This is a genomic window from Clostridium sp. CM036 (genome assembly GCF_055081135.1).
In genome coordinates, this window is sequence record NZ_CM143652.1 from 3697171 (window position 1) to 3714430 (window position 17260).

A 17260-nucleotide genomic window follows, 5' to 3' on the forward strand; every position below is an offset into this window, starting at 1 on the left:
ATAATTACAAATTTTATCAATAATGATATGTAATTAATAGAAAAAATATTATAAGTATCTGTAGCAGAGGGAATAAATTCGGTTTTTGAAGAATAAAGATATATAATAAATAGGCTATTTACTGAAATATTAGGTTATTTTAAAAAAATGGAGATTGAATCCAACTGCATTAACATATATAATAAAATATTAGGGTCAAAAAACACAAATAAATCCAGACTTGCGGGGAAAGAGAAGATAATTATGAAAAAAATATTACATGTTGGATTAGATGTAGGATCTACCACTGTTAAAATAGTAGTGTTAAATAATCAAGAAAAAATAATATATAGTAAGTATCAAAGGCATTTTTCTGATATAAAAAGTACAATAGCCGAGCTTTTATATGAGGCTTATAATGATTTCAGTGAATGCGATATAACTATAGTGGTAACGGGGTCTGGTGGACTAGCCTTATCTAAATGGCTCAATATCACATTTATTCAAGAAGTAGTTGCCAGTACTTATGCTATAGAAAATATTATCCCAAGAACTAATGTGGCTATTGAACTAGGTGGAGAAGATGCAAAGATTATATATTTTGATGGAGGAATAGACCAAAGAATGAATGGTACTTGCGCTGGTGGTACTGGCGCATTTATTGATCAGATGGCATCACTGCTTCAAACGGATGCAGCGGGACTTAATGAACTTGCAAAGAAGTATAAAACTATATACCCAATTGCAGCTAGATGCGGAGTTTTTGCTAAAACTGATATTCAACCCTTATTAAATGAAGGTGCTGCGAAAGAAGATATTGCTGTGTCAGTTTTTCAATCAGTAGTTAATCAAACTATTAGTGGACTTGCTTGCGGTAGACCGATTACGGGAAATGTTGCATTTTTAGGTGGGCCATTATATTTCTTGTCTGAACTACGACAAAGGTTTATTGAGACATTAAAGCTCTCAGAGGATCAAGTTATTTTTCCTAAGGATTCTCAGTTATTTGTTGCGCTAGGGGCTGCTATGTCATCAAAGGATGAGGGCATTATTTCTTTTGAAGAACTAAAGAGGCAGCTTCCAAAGTTAAAGGAAGTATCGAGCCTCGATGTTCGAAGACTTAGGCCTTTATTTATAGATGATGCGGAGCTACAAGTATTTAACAAAAGACAGAGCAAATATAAGGCAGCAAGAAAAGAATTAGCGGATTACACGGGGAATTGTTTTTTGGGAATAGATGCCGGATCTACAACTACCAAAGTTACACTTATAGATGAGGAAGGCGCAATTTTATACTCTTACTATGGAAGTAATGAAGGCAATCCATTGACTGTAGTTAGTAAAATATTAAAACATATATACACTATTTTACCGAGTGAAGTAATCATCAAAAATTCAGCGGTAACAGGTTATGGTGAAAGGCTAATAATGGCTGCATTAAAAGTGGACATTGGAGAAATTGAAACTATAGCTCATTACAAGGCAGCAAAATTCTTTTTGCCAGGAGTAGACTTTATATTAGACATTGGCGGGCAAGACATGAAGTGTTTAAAAATAAAAGATGGGGTAATCGATAGTATAATGCTAAATGAAGCATGTTCTTCTGGTTGTGGTTCTTTTATAGAAACTTTTGCTAATTCTTTAGATATGCAAATATCAGATTTTGCAAATGTAGCCTTGTCTGCTAAAAGCCCAGTGGACTTAGGTTCAAGATGTACTGTGTTTATGAATTCAAGGGTTAAACAGGCTCAGAAGGAAGGCGCCTCTATAGGGGATATATCATCAGGACTTTCTTATTCGGTAATAAAAAATGCACTGCTTAAAGTTATTAAGATAAGAGACCCAAAGGACATGGGTAAGAAAATAATAGTTCAAGGCGGAACATTTTATAACAATTCAGTACTTAGGGCTTTTGAAATTATTTCAGGACGAGAGGCGGTTAGGCCAGATATTGCAGGACTAATGGGTGCATTTGGTGCCGCACTTATTGCAAAGGAAAGAGCAGTAAAAGGCAAAATTTCTACATTGTTATCACTCGAACAATTGGATAGTTTTAATGTAGAAACTTCAATGGGTAGATGCAAGCAATGCGCAAATCAATGCGTTCTTACAATTAATAAATTTGATAATGAAAGGGAATTTATAACTGGTAATCGCTGTGAAAAAGCATTAGGAAAAAGCAGTAAAAAAGAAGAGGTTCCTAATCTCTATGACTATAAGTATAAAAGAATATTTGATTATACTCCATTAAAGAAGGAAGAGGCATTTAGGGGTGTAATAGGCATTCCAAGAGTACTTAACATATATGAAAATTATCCATTTTGGTTTACCTTCTTTACCAATTTAGGATTCAGGGTAGAAGTATCCCAAAGATCTTCTAAACAGGTATATGAAATGGGAATTGCAACTATTCCCTCAGAATCTGCTTGCTATCCGGCTAAAATAGCACATGGGCATATAATGAGTCTTATAAATAAGGGGGTAGACACTATATTCTATCCTTGTATTCCATATGAAAAAAAGGAGCAATCAGGCGCGGATAATCATTATAACTGTCCTATAGTAACTTCATATCCTGAGGTAATAAAAAATAATATGGATATTTTGAAGGAACGAGATATTAAGTTCCTGAATCCTTTTATTTCTTTAGATAATAAGAAAAAAATAATTGATAGATTAGCGGGTGAGCTAGCGAGTTTTGGAATTGATAAAAGAGAAGTTGCTATGGCGGTTAAAAAGGCATGGATCGAAACTGAAAAGGTAAAATTGGATATTCAAAGTAAAGGTGCGGAAGTCGTACAATATATTAGGAGGACCGGAAAAAGGGGTATTGTTTTGGCAGGGAGACCTTATCATATAGACCCAGAAATTAATCATGGAATCCCAAGTTTAATTACGGGATTTGATATGCCCGTGCTTACAGAGGATTCAGTGGCTCATCTAGGTGTTGTTGAAAGACCTTTAAAAATAGTAGATCAATGGGTATATCATTCTAGGTTATACGCAGCGGCGAGTTTTGTAGCAAAAGAGCCCAATATTGAGCTTATTCAGCTAAATTCTTTTGGGTGTGGACTTGATGCAGTTACCACGGACCAAGTTGGAGAAATTTTAGAAAATAGCGGCAAGATATATACAAGCTTAAAAATTGATGAGGGAAATAACTTGGGAGCTGCTAGAATTAGAATTAGATCCTTAAAAGCCGCCCTCGATGAAAGAGACAAGAACGGAACTTTGCCGAGTAAAACTGAAGCAATCAACAGTAGAATTATTTTCACCAAGGAAATGAGAAAAAATCACACGATTTTATGCCCGCAAATGTCTCCGGTGCATTTTCAATTTGTACAGGAAGCTTTTAATTCATCAGGATACAATTTAGAAATTTTACCTTCGGTAGATACTAAAGCTGTAGATGAAGGCTTAAAATATGTAAATAATGACGCTTGTTATCCAACAATAATTGTAGTAGGACAAATAATTGCTGCTTTAAAATCAGGTAGATATGAAATAGATAATACCTCCGTTATAATTTCTCAAACTTGTGGAGGATGTAGAGCTACAAATTATATTGGATTCCTTAGGAAAGCCTTGAAGGAAGCAGGGTTTCCAAAGGTTCCAGTAATATCCTTAAATGCTGCTGGTCTTGAGAAAAATCCGGGTTTAAAATTCACATATCCAATGGTTAAAAAATCGATAATGGCTTTAGTGTACGGAGATTTGTTTATGAGGGTACTATACAAGGTTAGACCTTATGAGAAGATACTAGGCTCAGCTAATTTACTTTATGAAAAATGGGTGAAAATATGCAAAGAAGCCGTGACAGAAGGTAATAGTCGCGAGTTTAATAATAATATATCTTCTATAGTAGCTGATTTTGACAATTTAGAAATCAAAAACATTTCGAAACCTCAGATAGGCCTAGTAGGAGAGATTTTAGTTAAGTTCCATCCTACAGCTAACAATAACATTATAGATGTTATTGAAAATGAAGGTGGGGAGGCAGTTATGCCGGATTTAACGGACTTTTTCTTATACTGTGCATATGATGCTGACTTTAAATATAAGTATTTGGGTAAGAGTAGGACTGATAAAGTACTAAGTAACATAGCGATTCGATATATAGAAGGTTTCAGAAAATGTATGAAATCAGCTTTAGAAAGTAGTAAAAGATTTCACGCACCTAAAACTATACAGGAATTAGCGAAAGGAGCATCACCTATTTTATCACTAGGTAATCAGGCAGGTGAAGGATGGTTTCTCACCGCTGAAATGGTTGAGCTTATTGAAAGTGGAACAAGAAACATAGTGTGTATGCAACCTTTTGCTTGCCTTCCAAATCATGTAACAGGTAAAGGGATGATTAAGGAATTAAAGCGGAGGTATCCAGGCTCTAATATAACTGCTATAGATTATGACCCAGGTGCAAGTGAAGTAAATCAAATTAATAGAATAAAGCTTATGATGTCCATTGCTTTTAAAAACCTTAAGAGTGAGGAAGAAGTTAAAATTGCGCATCAAGAAGTAGCTAGTGATAAAAAAACAGATTAAAAATCTAATGAATTGTTAATTACAAGTTTTTTCTTAAATTATGCTACAACGAAAAGTATATATTGCTAAGTGATTTCACATCGCGAAGTAATTCTAAAATCTATTTTATTTACAGTTGCTAAAAAATACAAACTCGCTTACGCTCAAACATATATTTTTCTTCACCCATCTGTAATTAAAATAAATTAAGAATCACTAAGGCTAGTTCAAATGCATTTTACGCAATATATACTTTTGTTAGCATAATCCAAGAAAAAATATTCAAATCATCATATTCCACACAATGTATTATGATGAAAAAGTATGGAATTTATTGATATAGACACATAAAAGAATATGGAATATAAGAGAGGGGTAATATAATGGTACCTATAGGAAGGACACTTGAAAAAAAAGTGTTTGGATTATAGGTATTTTTTTCGTATAATTTATATATAGATAGGATGGTGGCAAATGAGTAAGATTTTATTTACCCAAAAAGATATTATAAACCTTGAAAATAATAAAAATGTTAAAAAAGTTAGTGAATATGCGATCACATATAATTATGAATTTAAAATATTATTTATAGATGAATATATAGCTGGAAAACTACCAAGACAGATTTTTGCCGAAAATGGGTTTGATATAAATGTAATTGGATTAGGCAGAATCGAACAATCAGCATATAGGTGGAGTGCAGCTTACAAAAAAGATGGAATAATTGGGTTAGAAGACACAAGGAAAGGGGCAAGTGGTAGACTACGCTCTACCGAGCTTACAAAAGAAGAAATAATAGAGAGGCAAGATGCTAAAATAAAACTGCTTGAGGCACAGGTAGAATTGTTAAAAAAATTAGACGCGAAAGAAAGGCAGGTGGTACAAAAAAATAACAAAATCAAATCAAGCGATGTTTTTAAAACTATAAAAGAAGTTATTGAAAAATATAGCTTTAAAAATGTAACCAGATACTTATGCGAATTATCAGGAGTGTCTAGATCTGGGTACTACAATTATATTGCTTCAAAGGATATACAGATTGAACGCGAGCAGCGTGATTTAGAGGATAGGGACTTAATATTGAAGGCGTTTAATCGAAGGGGTTATAAGAAAGGCTCTAGATCTATTAAAATGACTTTGAAAAATGAATTTAATATTATATATAGTATAAAACGTATCCGTAGGATTATGAACAAATATGAAATAATATGTCCTCACAGAAAGGCAAATCCATATAGAAGAATTGCTAAAGCAACGAAAGAGCATAGCGTAGTAAAAAATATTTTGAATCGTGAATTCAAGCAGGCTACGCCAGGAAAGGTTCTTCTTACTGATATAACATATTTACCATACGGTAATAGTAAAATGGCTTACTTATCCACAATTAAGGACTCCTCAACAAATGAAATATTAGCGTATCAAACTTCAGATAGAATAACACTTGATATAGCCTTAGATACAATAAAGAAGCTAGTTAAAAACAGACGAGTAACGTTAACAAAAGATGCCTTTATTCATTCAGATCAAGGTAGTCATTATACAAGTCCAACATTTCAAAAGCTACTAAAAAAGCACAAATTATCGCAGTCAATGTCGCGTAGAGGTAACTGTTGGGACAATGCCCCTCAGGAATCATTTTTTGGACATATGAAAGATGAGATAGATTTAAAGTCCTGTACTACGCTTGAAAATGTTAAGAAAATGATAGATAGGTATATCACATATTATAATAATTATAGATACCAGTGGGACTTGAAAAAGATGGCTCCTGTACAATACAGAAACCATCTCTTAGCTTGATAGCACCTTTTTTTAGAGTGTCCTTGACATAGGTAACAGTTTATAATACCTTCTTTTTTTATGGAATGAATTAATTATCTGATTTATAATACATTTTGTGTAGAATTATAATTTATTATTTGGAGGAAAAAATGAAACCAATAAAATTAAATAACTTTGAAGCATATACGCTAAAAGATGACTTTTACGGTGAAATTATTTCCTATATGTTAATTGCAGATTTCAGAAGAAAATGAACATTGGATGATTTTCCAGAATTAAAAAGAATAGAAGAGGAAGAAGAGTTTGAAAGAAGTAATTTTATTAAGGTAATATTTTTGCATAATTCACAAATTGAAAAAGATCTTTTATTATATCTTTAAGATATATAACTAAAAGATACATATCTTAAAGATATAATAATGGGGGATCAACTATGAAAAGACAAAATATTAGAAAATTGATTTTAACAAGTGAAATAAAGGGGAGGACATAAGTGAAAAAAACAAGGTATGTATTACTTGGACTTCTTCAGGAAGAAGAGCTAAGCGGATATGAAATGAAAAAAATTATAGATATACGAATGTCATTCTTCTGGCAGGAGAGTTTTGGGCAAATATATCCAGAACTTAGAAAGATGACAGAAGAAGGATTAATTGAGTTTTCTAACAACGAATCAAACGGAAAAATAAAACGTGAAAAAATAAGATATAAAGTGACTCCCGAAGGGGAAAAAGAGATAAGGCAATGGATGGAAGCAGATAATGAAAAAGACACTTCTAGAAGTGAATTCCTTTTAAAAATGTTTTTATCAAATGAGAAAAATGTGGAGGAAATGCGAAAACATATTATTCGGTTTAAAGAACAATCAGAACAAAAGTTGGAATTATTTAATTTGTTTGATGTGCAGTTAAATAGAGACATAGAAATACATAATAATCATAAGCATATACTTTATGTATTAAATCTAGGCATACGTCAGGCAAAGTTATATATTGATTGGAGTAAGGAAATCTTAGAACATTTGGAGAAGGGAGAATAATATGGATAAAGTAATGGAGATTTTACAAAATAACATAGGATTCTCATGGAAAGGGTTAATAGTCTTTATATTACCTATGCTACCGAATATTCTCTTTTTTATATTGAAGGATCCAAATGGTTCGACGGTAGTAACCAATAAACATCTCTTATTAGATATTATTGAGCATGGCAGTCAAACGATATTTTTTGCACTTTTGATATTTGAGGTCAGTAAGAAAGTTTCTCCAATATTATGTGGATATACAATTTTTATGTTAATAATATTATTATCATACTATGGATTTTGGATAGCATATTTTACAATAGGTACTAATTTTATTATGATTATATCAATGGCTGTTTTTCCTGTAATTTATTTCATTTTAGCAGAAATATGGCTTCACAATCTATTTGCTATTGTACCACTAACGATTTTTGGGATAGCACATACTATAATTACTTATATAGATTATTATTCATCATATTAATATAACAATAAAACCTCAGTTATTCAAATCATAGTTTATTATATTGTATACTTATAGATTTATAGTTTATGTGAAAATGATTTATTCAGTTTATATATTTGATTCGCAAAATAAATCTGTAGGTGGTTCAAAAGATATACAAATAACATTTACGGTTAAAAAGATAAATGGTACATTATGGAAAACGAAGAACCGGCCTAAATTTTAAAATAGGCCTTTGAATTTTAGCAAAACAACCGTACTTACCTTATTTGTGGATAACTTTTTTTATGGAATGAATTAATTATCTGATTTATAACCATTTTGTTATAACAGCACCAACCCCAATTAATATATATAATACCATCATATATACGATCAACATACCAGTTTCAATAGAATGAACACCCATTGAATATAGAATAAGTAAAATAGCCCCACTACCCAAAAGAACAACGTAAAGTACAATCATAAGATAACGTTTCAAAAGTAGCAGAGTTCGTTCATCAGCATCTGGAATATTACCATTTCTTTTTTTATTCCACTTATATAAAATCAAAGTTATGATATTTCCGAATGCTAACCCACCTATAATAGGCATAACATATTCAATAGGGTCTTCACCAAAAATATACATACCCCAAAAACCACCTATCATCATACATAACATGATAAACACCCAACCAAAGATTTGCAATTTTTTATTTTTCATAGTTATTCCCCCTTTGATTTTCCTAAATAAAATAATTCCTCAATTGGCACATCAAAATACTGTATTAATTTTAGTGCTAACTCCAAACTGGGATTATATTTATTTTTCTCAATTGCATTTATAGTTTGCCTCGTAACTTGTAAATCTTCTGCCATTTTAACTTGTGTTATCATCTTTTCTTGACGAATTTCACGAATATGATTTATCACCCTCATTTGTAGCCCTCCAATCAATAAGTAAAGATATCTTTACTTATATTATAAAGAAAATATTACTGAGTGTAAAGATATATTTACACTAAATATATCTCTATATCTTAGAAAAATGGTATAATAGGGTATATTAAAATAACAATTAAAGAGGGAAGCCATTTGATATGCTCCCCTTATGGTGAATTGAACCCTAAAAGTTGAACAAAATATTTGAACAAAATATTTCATGTATGGGACTAGTAGTTTAATGTAACTGCTGGTCCTTTTACGCTACTGATTTTCTATAATTAACTGGACTTAACCAATTCAAACTTTGTTTGATTCGATCATTGTTATAGTATTTGATATAATCGATTAATTCCATCTTTATTTCTTCCATTGATGTAAATTCCCTTATATACAATAGCTCAGTTTTTAAAATACTAAAAAAGTTTTCTACTACTGCATTATCATGACAGGTTGCTTTACGTGACATACTTTGTTGAATTCCTTTTGCTATTAATTTATTTCGATATGATTTTTGTTGATATTGCCATCCCTGATCCGAATGCAAAATAAGTCTCGTGTTATCGGGTATTTTTCTAAAAGCCTCTTCCAATGTATGATTAATTTGCATCATATTTGCATGGTCATTAAGATCATAACTAATAATTTCACGATTATATAAATCCAGAATTACTGATACGTATGTTTTTTGCCCACAAAATGAAATTTCACTGATATCCGTTACCCATTTCTGATTAGGTTTGTCCGCTTTAAAATTCCTGTTTAATATGTTAGGTGCGATTTTCCCAACATCACCCTTATAAGAGTTATATTTCTTCATTCTTACACAACAAAACAGTCCCAGAGAATTCATTAATTTTAGTACCGTCTTATGATTAATTATATATCCGAGTTTGTGTAACTCCGCTGTAATACGTCTGTAACCATATGTTTTTTTATTTTTATCAAAGAGTTCTATAATCTTTTGCTTTATTTTTTTATACTTATCTAGTCTGTTCATTCGTTTTATATAATAATAGTAAACACTGTGTGGAATTTGTGCTATATCTAAAAGCAGCGTGATTGTGTATTTATGCCTTAATTCATAGATTACTGTTACCTTTTCTTTGGTGTTTGCCTGGATTGAATTAAGGCATTCAATTTTTTTGTGTAATCTAGCTCCGCACGAAGACGCTCGTTTTCATTGTAAAGAGCCTTCTCCGTTTTTGTTTGTAAATCGCTTAGTTTTAAGTTTTTACAAGTGCTGATTATATTCTTTATAGGTTCTCCTTTTTTTCGGCCACGATGATCTATAGCTAAAAATTCTTTGCCATTTTCAATATAGAGTTTTTTCCATCTAAGAACTAAAGATTCATTAAGATTATATTTAGAACATATCTCATGTTTTGAAAGACCACTATTTATTAATTCTTCTGCAACCTTTATTCGAAAGTCACCTGTATATTTATTCCGTTTTCCATTACGAGGTATAAGTGCATCGTCGCCATGTAACTCCTGAATTTTTTCCCATCCTCGTATTGTTTGGGGAGCGACATCATATTTTCTTGCTAGAGCATTGCGTGAGCCATTATTAGCTTTCTTCCATTCATCAAGTATTTCTAAACGCTTTTCAAGTGTGTATTTTACTTTCAAAAAAAATCACCCCTTATATAAACAATTATAATACTTTGTCCAATAAAAGGGGAGCAGTTCATGGTAGACAGTTAAAATAATAAAACTGTTTACTATAAGGAGGGCTATTTTTTTATGGGAAGAAAATCAACTATATCAGACCAACAAAAAATTAAGGCTGTAACATCATATTTAAATGGAAAAGCTAGTATGTTAAGTTTATGCAACAAACTTCAAGTACATAAGAGTTCTTTTCAAAAATGGGTAATACGATATAAATCAGAAGGTGAAGCTGGGTTAAAACATTCTAGCAAAAATACTTCTTATACTGCCAAAATCAAGATTAACATTGTAAAAGAATATCTTGATGGGCATGGCTCACTGAATGATTTATGCATTAAGTATCATATTTCGTCAAATACAGTTTTATGCAATTGGATAAAGAAGTATAATGGTCATGAAAACATAAAATCTTCTGGAACAGGAGGAAAAATAATCATGACCAAAGGACGCAAAACTTCTTATATTGAACGCATTGAAATCATAAAGTACTGTATTGAAAACAATAACAGTTATAATAAAACTGTTGAAAAATATAAGGTATCTTATCCTCAGATTTATACCTGGATGAAGAAGTATAATCAGTTTGGTATTGAAGGGCTTTTGGACCGACGTGGAAAGCCAAAGGCTGAAGAGTTAATGACAGAAGATGAAAAGCTAAAAGCTCAATACAAGCTTTTAGAAGCACAAAATAGAAGATTACGGATGGAGAATGCTCTTCTAAAAAAAATCCAAGAGATAGAAAGAAGGCGATATTAAGCGAAGCTAGATACGAAGATACTTATCTTGCAATCCAAGAATTATCTAACAAAGATAAATTTCCTATAACTGAGTTGTGCATTATAGGCGGCGTTAGCCATTCTGCATATTATAAATGGCTACACAGAGAAAAAAGTAACCGAGTATTGAAAAACGAAGAATTATTAAAGCTTATTTGTGAGTTATATGAGGAAAAAGACGGTATCTTAGGCTATCGCCAGATGACGATTAAAATCCGTAGAGAATATAATAAAAAAGTTAATTATAAACGAATTTATCGTCTGATGCAGATATTAGGATTAAAATCCGTATGCAGAAAAAAAAGATATAATTATATTAAGTCAACTCCTGAAGTTACTGCAGAAAATATTTTGGATAGAAATTTTAAAGCAGAACAAGTCAATAAAAAATGGCTTACAGATGTAACCGAGTTTAAATATGGGAGAAGTGGACAAAAGGCTTATCTAAGTGCAATATTTGATTTAGGTGATAGAAGTATTGTTTCATATGTCATTGGTCATTCTAATAATAACCAATTGGTTTATCAAACCTTTAATCTTGCTGTTAAAGTATACCCTGATGCTAAACCAATATTTCATAGTGACCGAGGTTTCCAGTATACTTCAAAAATATTTAAAGAAAAACTAAAAAAAGCTGGAATGATACAGAGCATGTCGAGGGTTGGGCATTGTATTGATAATGGTCCAATGGAAGGATTTTGGGGAATCTTAAAAACAGAAATGTATTATCTTCATAAATTTGAAGACTATGAAAGCTTAAAGAAATCGATTGAAGACTATATAGAATATTATAATAATAGACGTTATCAAAAACGTTTAAAGTGCATGACACCAATGGAATATCAGCGATATCTATTAGGTAATGCAGCATAAATAAAGCGCCTACCAAATGATAGACGCCTTACATAAAATCTTTAATTATTTCCACTGTCTACTTGACAGGGGGCAGTTCAATTTTATTTGTGACTTCCCTTAATTTATATATTAATATTATCATTTATTTTTTAATTTTTTTCATTAGCTCAATATACAAATTTGGGTCTGCTTCTGATTTGTAAACAAATACCTTCCACTTACCATTTTCGTTTAAAAGCCCTATATATCCTTTTGCTGTATCAGTTCGTTCAGACTTCCCATTAGTAGAAATAAACTTCAATTTAGCTTCATAATAATATCCAGCTTTATCTTCTTTCTCACCATACAAATTTTTATCTAAGATAAAGTCTGTAACATGTAAAGTATAATTATTGTCATTACAGAACTTTGTAGCCACAATATTGTAATGTCCCGCAATAGTTTCATACCCCTTTGCTGTCATTAAAGGTAGTAAATTTTTATCAAGGGACTGTATAATTTTGATATATTCCTGTGTATGTGGTATAACTCCATCAGTATTTGTGGGATTTCCACTTGCTATATCCATTTTTTTACCTTCCCTAAGAAGTTTCTTATACTCAGCAACTTTTTCTGTATTTACCGTGTAGAGATTTCTTCCAAGTTCTTGAGCAACTTTTTGTGCATTGTTTTCATCTGAACTTTTACATCCAGTAAAAGCTATAGTTATTAAAAATAGTAGACTGAATAATTTCATTATTTTTTTCAGGATTATTCCCCCTTTATTATATATAAATTGCTTACCGTTAAGCTTGCCATAATAAAATCTGCGGAATACTTTATATAGTCTTATTATATCCGAATATTCAGAAAATGTTAATTATCAACATTAAATTTAAACATAGCCTTTTTTATAGTTGAGAGTTGATAATTGAGGTTGAGTTTTCATTTGGAAATTCTTATTTTATGTTTAATTAAGATGCGTTACGAAAAACATATGTTTGAGCGACAGCGAGTTTATGTTTTTTAGCAAATTAATTAAAAATAAAATTAGTAGTTCTTAGCGAAGTGAATGCATTAATAGTAATGTATACTTTTTTACTTTTTATTTTAAGTCTTTTACGGCTTTGTCGCTAAAGGAATTGTTGACGATTTTATTAAAAGATGGTCTTTCGGGAATTAACGCTGCGTTATAAGATTGTATTATATCCATAAGCTTTGTTAAGTCATCTGATTTTAATATTGGGTTCGGCGCAAAAGCATTTATATCTCTATAGTTTTTAATGGATGAAGTAAGAACAGCCTCATCTGCGCCAGGGAAATAAGATTTAATTGAAGTCATTACTTCTTTATCGGAATGACTACTTACCCATTTTTGACCTTTATATATTGCATTAGTGAATTTTTGAACCATTTCTGGATTTTTTTCTATATAAGATTTTGTGGAAAAAAAACATGTATAAGGTATGGTTCCAGCGGACGCTCCGATGGAGGCTACAATATGTCCAGAATTATCTTTTTTCATCATACTAGCACTAGGTTCAAAAAGAGTAACATAATTACCTGCTCCGCCCTTGAAAGCACCGGACGTAGCTGTGAAAGCGAGGTTTGTAACAAGATTTATATCAATGACTGGTTTAATACCATGATTTTTTAAGACATACTCAAAAGCCATTTCAGGTACGCCGCCAGGTCTTCCTCCTATTACAGTTTTACCCTTTAAGGATTCCCATTTGAAATTCGCTTCAGCATTTCTGCCTACTAAGAAAGATCCATCTTTTTGTGTTAATTGTGCAAAAATAACAGGATAGTCTTCTCGGTGTTGATTATAGATGTAAATAACTTGCTCAGGTCCACAGAAACCTATATCTACAGATTTGCTTAATACCTGCTGCATAGTTTTGTCCGCTCCTTGCCCAGTTGAAAGGTTGATTTCAATACCCTCTTCTTTAAAGAAGCCTTGAGAAATAGCTGCATACATAGGGGCATAGAAAATAGAACGAACTACTTCACTTAATTTTACTTTTACTAAAGCATCACTAGGTTTCTTTTTACAGCCGGAAAATAAGGTGGTTATCAAGGCGAAAGAAAGAAACAGGGAAAAAATCGAAATTTTTTTAAGCTTCATAGATACCTCCATATTATATAGTTGCTATAATTATATAATATGAAAGAGCGTGTAGATGTGACATTTTAAATTCAAAAATGAAATACCTTGACATATGTAAATTAAGAGGTATACAATAAATGAAAGACAAGTGAATAATAATTGAACAACTAGATAATAATTTCATAAAACATTCAAAAGCGTAGATGAAGAGGAGTAGGGGAAAATAATATTAAGAGAGGAAGATCCAGAGGCTGTAAGATCTTCTATATGAAAAACCTTGAAGGTAGCTTCGGAGCTTCTTTGCCAATTCATGTAATTATGAGTAGATGGCAAAGACGGTTTTCTTAATCGTTAAATTTTAAAGAGCCTGCAAAATTGTAGGAAAAAAGGTGGTACCGCGAGCTTTTCGTCCTTTTATAGACGAAGGCTCTTTTTTTATTGTTTGAAATTTATTGCTAAAATAAATTGACATACTAATTATTGTTTAGGAGGAGTTAATAATGGAAGAAAATAATAATATTGCTAAGAATTATGATCCAAAAGAGTTTGAAGAACGACTTTACGCATGGTGGGAAGAAAAAGGATTTTTTACTCCAACCGTTGATAAAGATAAAAAACCATTTACAATAGTAATGCCCCCACCAAACATTACAGGAAAATTACATTTAGGGCATGCTCTTGATAATACTCTTCAAGATATTCTAATAAGAACTAAAAGAATGCAAGGGTACAATACCTTGTGGCTTCCTGGTGAGGACCATGCTAGTATTGCAACAGAAGTAAAGGTTGAAAATGAACTTTTAAAAAAAGGGCTTAAGAAAAAAGAAATGGGAAGAGAAGCCTTCCTTGAAAAAGTTTGGGAGTGGACTAATGAATATAGAGAAAAAATAAGAGGACAAATAAAGAAAATGGGATGTTCTGTTGATTTTACTAGGGAAAGCTTTACCATGGATGAAAACTTAAACCATGCAGTAAGAGAAGTTTTCGTTAAATTATATAAGGATGGACTAATATACCAAGGCAATAGGATAACAAATTGGTGCCCAAAATGCATGACGGCAATTTCAGATGCTGAAATAGAGTTTGAAGAACAAGAGGGGCACTTCTGGCATGTTAAATATCCAATAATAGGTAGCGATGAGTTTTTAGAAATAGCTACCACGAGGCCGGAAACTATGCTTGGAGATACGGCGGTAGCTGTAAATCCTAAAGATCCACGGTATACACATTTAGTAGGAAAAAAAATAATGCTACCTCTAGTAAATAGAGAAATACCAATAATTGCAGATGATTATGTTGATATAGAGTTTGGAACAGGCGCAGTTAAAATTACTCCAGCACATGATCCTAATGATTACCAAGTAGGAAAAAGACATAATCTTCCAGAAATAGTGGTTTTGGATGAAAATGCAGCTATATGCGAGGGTTATGGAAAATATTCAGGTCTTGATAAATATGACGCAAGAAAGGTCATGGTAGAAGATTTACATAATGCAGGACTACTTGTTAAAATAAAAGACCACGCTCATAATGTAGGTACTCATGATAGGTGTAAAACCACTGTAGAACCAATGTTATCAAAACAATGGTATGTTAAAATGAAATCACTTGCAAAACCAGCTATAGAGGCTGTACGGGAAAATAAAACTAAATTTGTTCCTGAAAGATTTGAAAAAACATACTTCAATTGGATGGAGAATATTCAAGATTGGTGTATATCAAGACAGTTATGGTGGGGACATAGAATACCAGTATGGTATTGCAAAGATTGTGGGGAAATTATAGTTACAGTTAATGCGCCAACAAGTTGCAGTAAATGTAATAGTACAAATCTTAATCAAGATAAAGATGTGCTTGATACTTGGTTTAGTTCAGCATTGTGGCCTTTCTCAACACTTGGCTTTCCAAATAACACAGAGGATTTAAAACAGTTCTATCCAACAAGTGTTTTAGTAACTGGATATGATATTATATTCTTCTGGGTAGCAAGAATGATTTTTTCAGGGATTTATAATTTAGGGGAAGTGCCATTTGAAACAGTAGTAATACATGGAATGGTTAGAGATGATCAAGGAAGAAAAATGTCTAAGTCTCTGGGAAATGGTATTGATCCATTAGACGTAATAGACCAATATGGTTCAGATGCGTTAAGGTTTTCGCTCGCAACAGGAAACTCTCCAGGCAGTGATATAAGGTTCTATGAGTCAAGAGTTGAAGCAGCTAGAAACTTTGCTAATAAAATTTGGAATGCTTCTAGATTTGTTATGATGAACAATAATTGCGAATTAATGGAGAAATATAAAGATAATAAAAATTACACTGTTGCAGACAAATGGATATTATCAAGAATGAACACTGTAATAAAAGAAGTTACAGAAAATATTGAGAAATATGAAATAGGGATAGCACTTCAAAAGACTCATGATTTCATGTGGACAGAATTCTGTGATTGGTATATTGAACTTGTTAAACCAGTATTATACGCAGAAGATGGAGAGGCTAAAGGCATCGCATTAAATGTATTAAACAATGTATTAAAAACTGGGCTTAAATTACTTCATCCTGTTATGCCATTTATAACAGAAGAAATTTATACTCACTTAGATAATGAGTATGAATCTATAACGATTTCTAAGTGGCCAGAGTATGACGATGCTCTTAAAGATGAAAAAGCGCAGGAAAATATGAATTATATCATAGAAGCGATAAAAGACGTAAGAAATGCTAGATCGGATATGAATGTAGCACCTTCAAGAAAAGCTAAAGTATTTATATATGCTACAGAGGCAAAAGAAGCATTTGAGGAAGGGATGGTTTATTTTCAAAAACTTGCATCAGCTAGTGAGGTTAAGTTTCTAGCTACAAAAGCCGAAGCACCAGAAAATGTAGTTACAGTAGTAACTAAGGGCGCGCAGGTATATATGCCATTACTTGAGCTTGTAGACTTAGAAAAAGAATTAGAAAGATTAAATAAAGAAAAAGAAAAACTAAAAAAAGAAATAGATAGAGTAGAGAAAAAGCTTTGTAATGAAAGATTCACAGCTAAAGCTCCAATTGAAGTGGTTGATGAGGAAAAAGCTAAGGGCGAAAAATATAAAGAAATGTATGATTTAGTAATTAAAAGTATAGAAAACTTGAAATAATCTTTAATAAAAAGCAAGATA

Annotated in this window: 14 protein-coding genes and 1 other annotated feature; of the genes, 8 read left to right on the forward strand and 6 right to left on the reverse strand. The window is 31.9% G+C overall.

From position 1 onward, the window contains the following. Window positions 1–243: 243 nt before the first annotated feature. The 5 genes from ACWJKE_RS17555 (at window position 244) to ACWJKE_RS17575 (ending at window position 7793) form a co-directional block, all read left to right on the forward strand. Window positions 244–4524 carry an acyl-CoA dehydratase activase-related protein gene (locus ACWJKE_RS17555; protein WP_462959055.1) on the forward strand — a complete coding sequence of 1427 codons (4281 nt, stop codon included), beginning with the start codon at window positions 244–246 and terminating at the stop codon, window positions 4522–4524. Between the two features lie 453 nt (window positions 4525–4977). Then, complete coding sequence (locus ACWJKE_RS17560; RefSeq protein ID WP_462959040.1) at window positions 4978–6303, forward strand: IS3 family transposase; 1326 nt, start codon at window positions 4978–4980, stop codon at window positions 6301–6303. Window positions 6304–6542: 239 nt separating this feature from the next. Then, window positions 6543–6665 carry a hypothetical protein gene (locus ACWJKE_RS17565; protein ID WP_462952811.1) on the forward strand — a complete coding sequence of 41 codons (123 nt, stop codon included), beginning with the start codon at window positions 6543–6545 and terminating at the stop codon, window positions 6663–6665. Between the two features lie 113 nt (window positions 6666–6778). Next, entirely contained in the window at window positions 6779–7324 is a 546-nt protein-coding gene (locus ACWJKE_RS17570; protein WP_220286031.1) for a PadR family transcriptional regulator, read from the forward strand. 1 nt (window position 7325) lies between these two features. Further along, window positions 7326–7793 carry a hypothetical protein gene (locus ACWJKE_RS17575; RefSeq protein ID WP_462959056.1) on the forward strand — a complete coding sequence of 156 codons (468 nt, stop codon included), beginning with the start codon at window positions 7326–7328 and terminating at the stop codon, window positions 7791–7793. A gap of 292 nt (window positions 7794–8085) precedes the next feature. Here ACWJKE_RS17575 and ACWJKE_RS17580 read toward each other — a convergent pair whose 3' ends face one another. The 4 genes from ACWJKE_RS17580 to ACWJKE_RS17595 form a co-directional block, all read right to left on the reverse strand. After that, window positions 8086–8484 (reverse strand): hypothetical protein, encoded by a 399-nt coding sequence (locus tag ACWJKE_RS17580; RefSeq protein WP_216302021.1) that lies wholly within the window; start codon window positions 8482–8484, stop codon window positions 8086–8088. A gap of 2 nt (window positions 8485–8486) precedes the next feature. Then, window positions 8487–8699, reverse strand: coding sequence for a helix-turn-helix transcriptional regulator (locus tag ACWJKE_RS17585; protein WP_216302022.1), 213 nt, complete (start codon window positions 8697–8699; stop codon window positions 8487–8489). A gap of 262 nt (window positions 8700–8961) precedes the next feature. Beyond that, on the reverse strand, window positions 8962–9843 hold the full coding sequence (locus ACWJKE_RS17590; protein ID WP_462959350.1) for an IS3 family transposase: 882 nt from the start codon (window positions 9841–9843) through the stop codon (window positions 8962–8964). Continuing rightward, window positions 9798–10334 (reverse strand): transposase, encoded by a 537-nt coding sequence (locus ACWJKE_RS17595; RefSeq protein ID WP_462958831.1) that lies wholly within the window; start codon window positions 10332–10334, stop codon window positions 9798–9800. The genes ACWJKE_RS17590 and ACWJKE_RS17595 overlap by 46 nt, the downstream gene beginning before the upstream one ends. A 114-nt stretch (window positions 10335–10448) precedes the next feature. Here ACWJKE_RS17595 and ACWJKE_RS17600 point away from each other — a divergent pair, with 114 nt between their 5' ends. Together ACWJKE_RS17600 and ACWJKE_RS17605 are read left to right on the forward strand one after the other, a co-directional pair. Next, on the forward strand, window positions 10449–11132 hold the full coding sequence (locus ACWJKE_RS17600; protein WP_258280590.1) for a helix-turn-helix domain-containing protein: 684 nt from the start codon (window positions 10449–10451) through the stop codon (window positions 11130–11132). Between the two features lie 74 nt (window positions 11133–11206). After that, on the forward strand, window positions 11207–12025 hold the full coding sequence (locus tag ACWJKE_RS17605; protein ID WP_253198320.1) for an IS3 family transposase: 819 nt from the start codon (window positions 11207–11209) through the stop codon (window positions 12023–12025). A gap of 124 nt (window positions 12026–12149) precedes the next feature. On the opposite strand, the gene ACWJKE_RS17610 is transcribed toward ACWJKE_RS17605, so the two are convergent. After that, on the reverse strand, window positions 12150–12743 hold the full coding sequence (locus ACWJKE_RS17610; RefSeq protein ID WP_462959057.1) for a hypothetical protein: 594 nt from the start codon (window positions 12741–12743) through the stop codon (window positions 12150–12152). A 348-nt stretch (window positions 12744–13091) separates the two neighbouring features. Beyond that, the gene (locus ACWJKE_RS17615; protein ID WP_220287396.1) at window positions 13092–14114 is read right to left on the reverse strand and encodes an ABC transporter substrate-binding protein; all 1023 of its coding nucleotides are present in this window, start codon (window positions 14112–14114) and stop codon (window positions 13092–13094) included. A gap of 173 nt (window positions 14115–14287) precedes the next feature. Next, window positions 14288–14513 (forward strand) — a binding site (T-box leader). Between the two features lie 83 nt (window positions 14514–14596). Between ACWJKE_RS17615 and ACWJKE_RS17620 the strand changes: the two genes are divergently transcribed. Then, entirely contained in the window at window positions 14597–17239 is a 2643-nt protein-coding gene (locus ACWJKE_RS17620) for a valine--tRNA ligase (protein WP_216303286.1), read from the forward strand. Window positions 17240–17260: the final 21 nt, after the last annotated feature.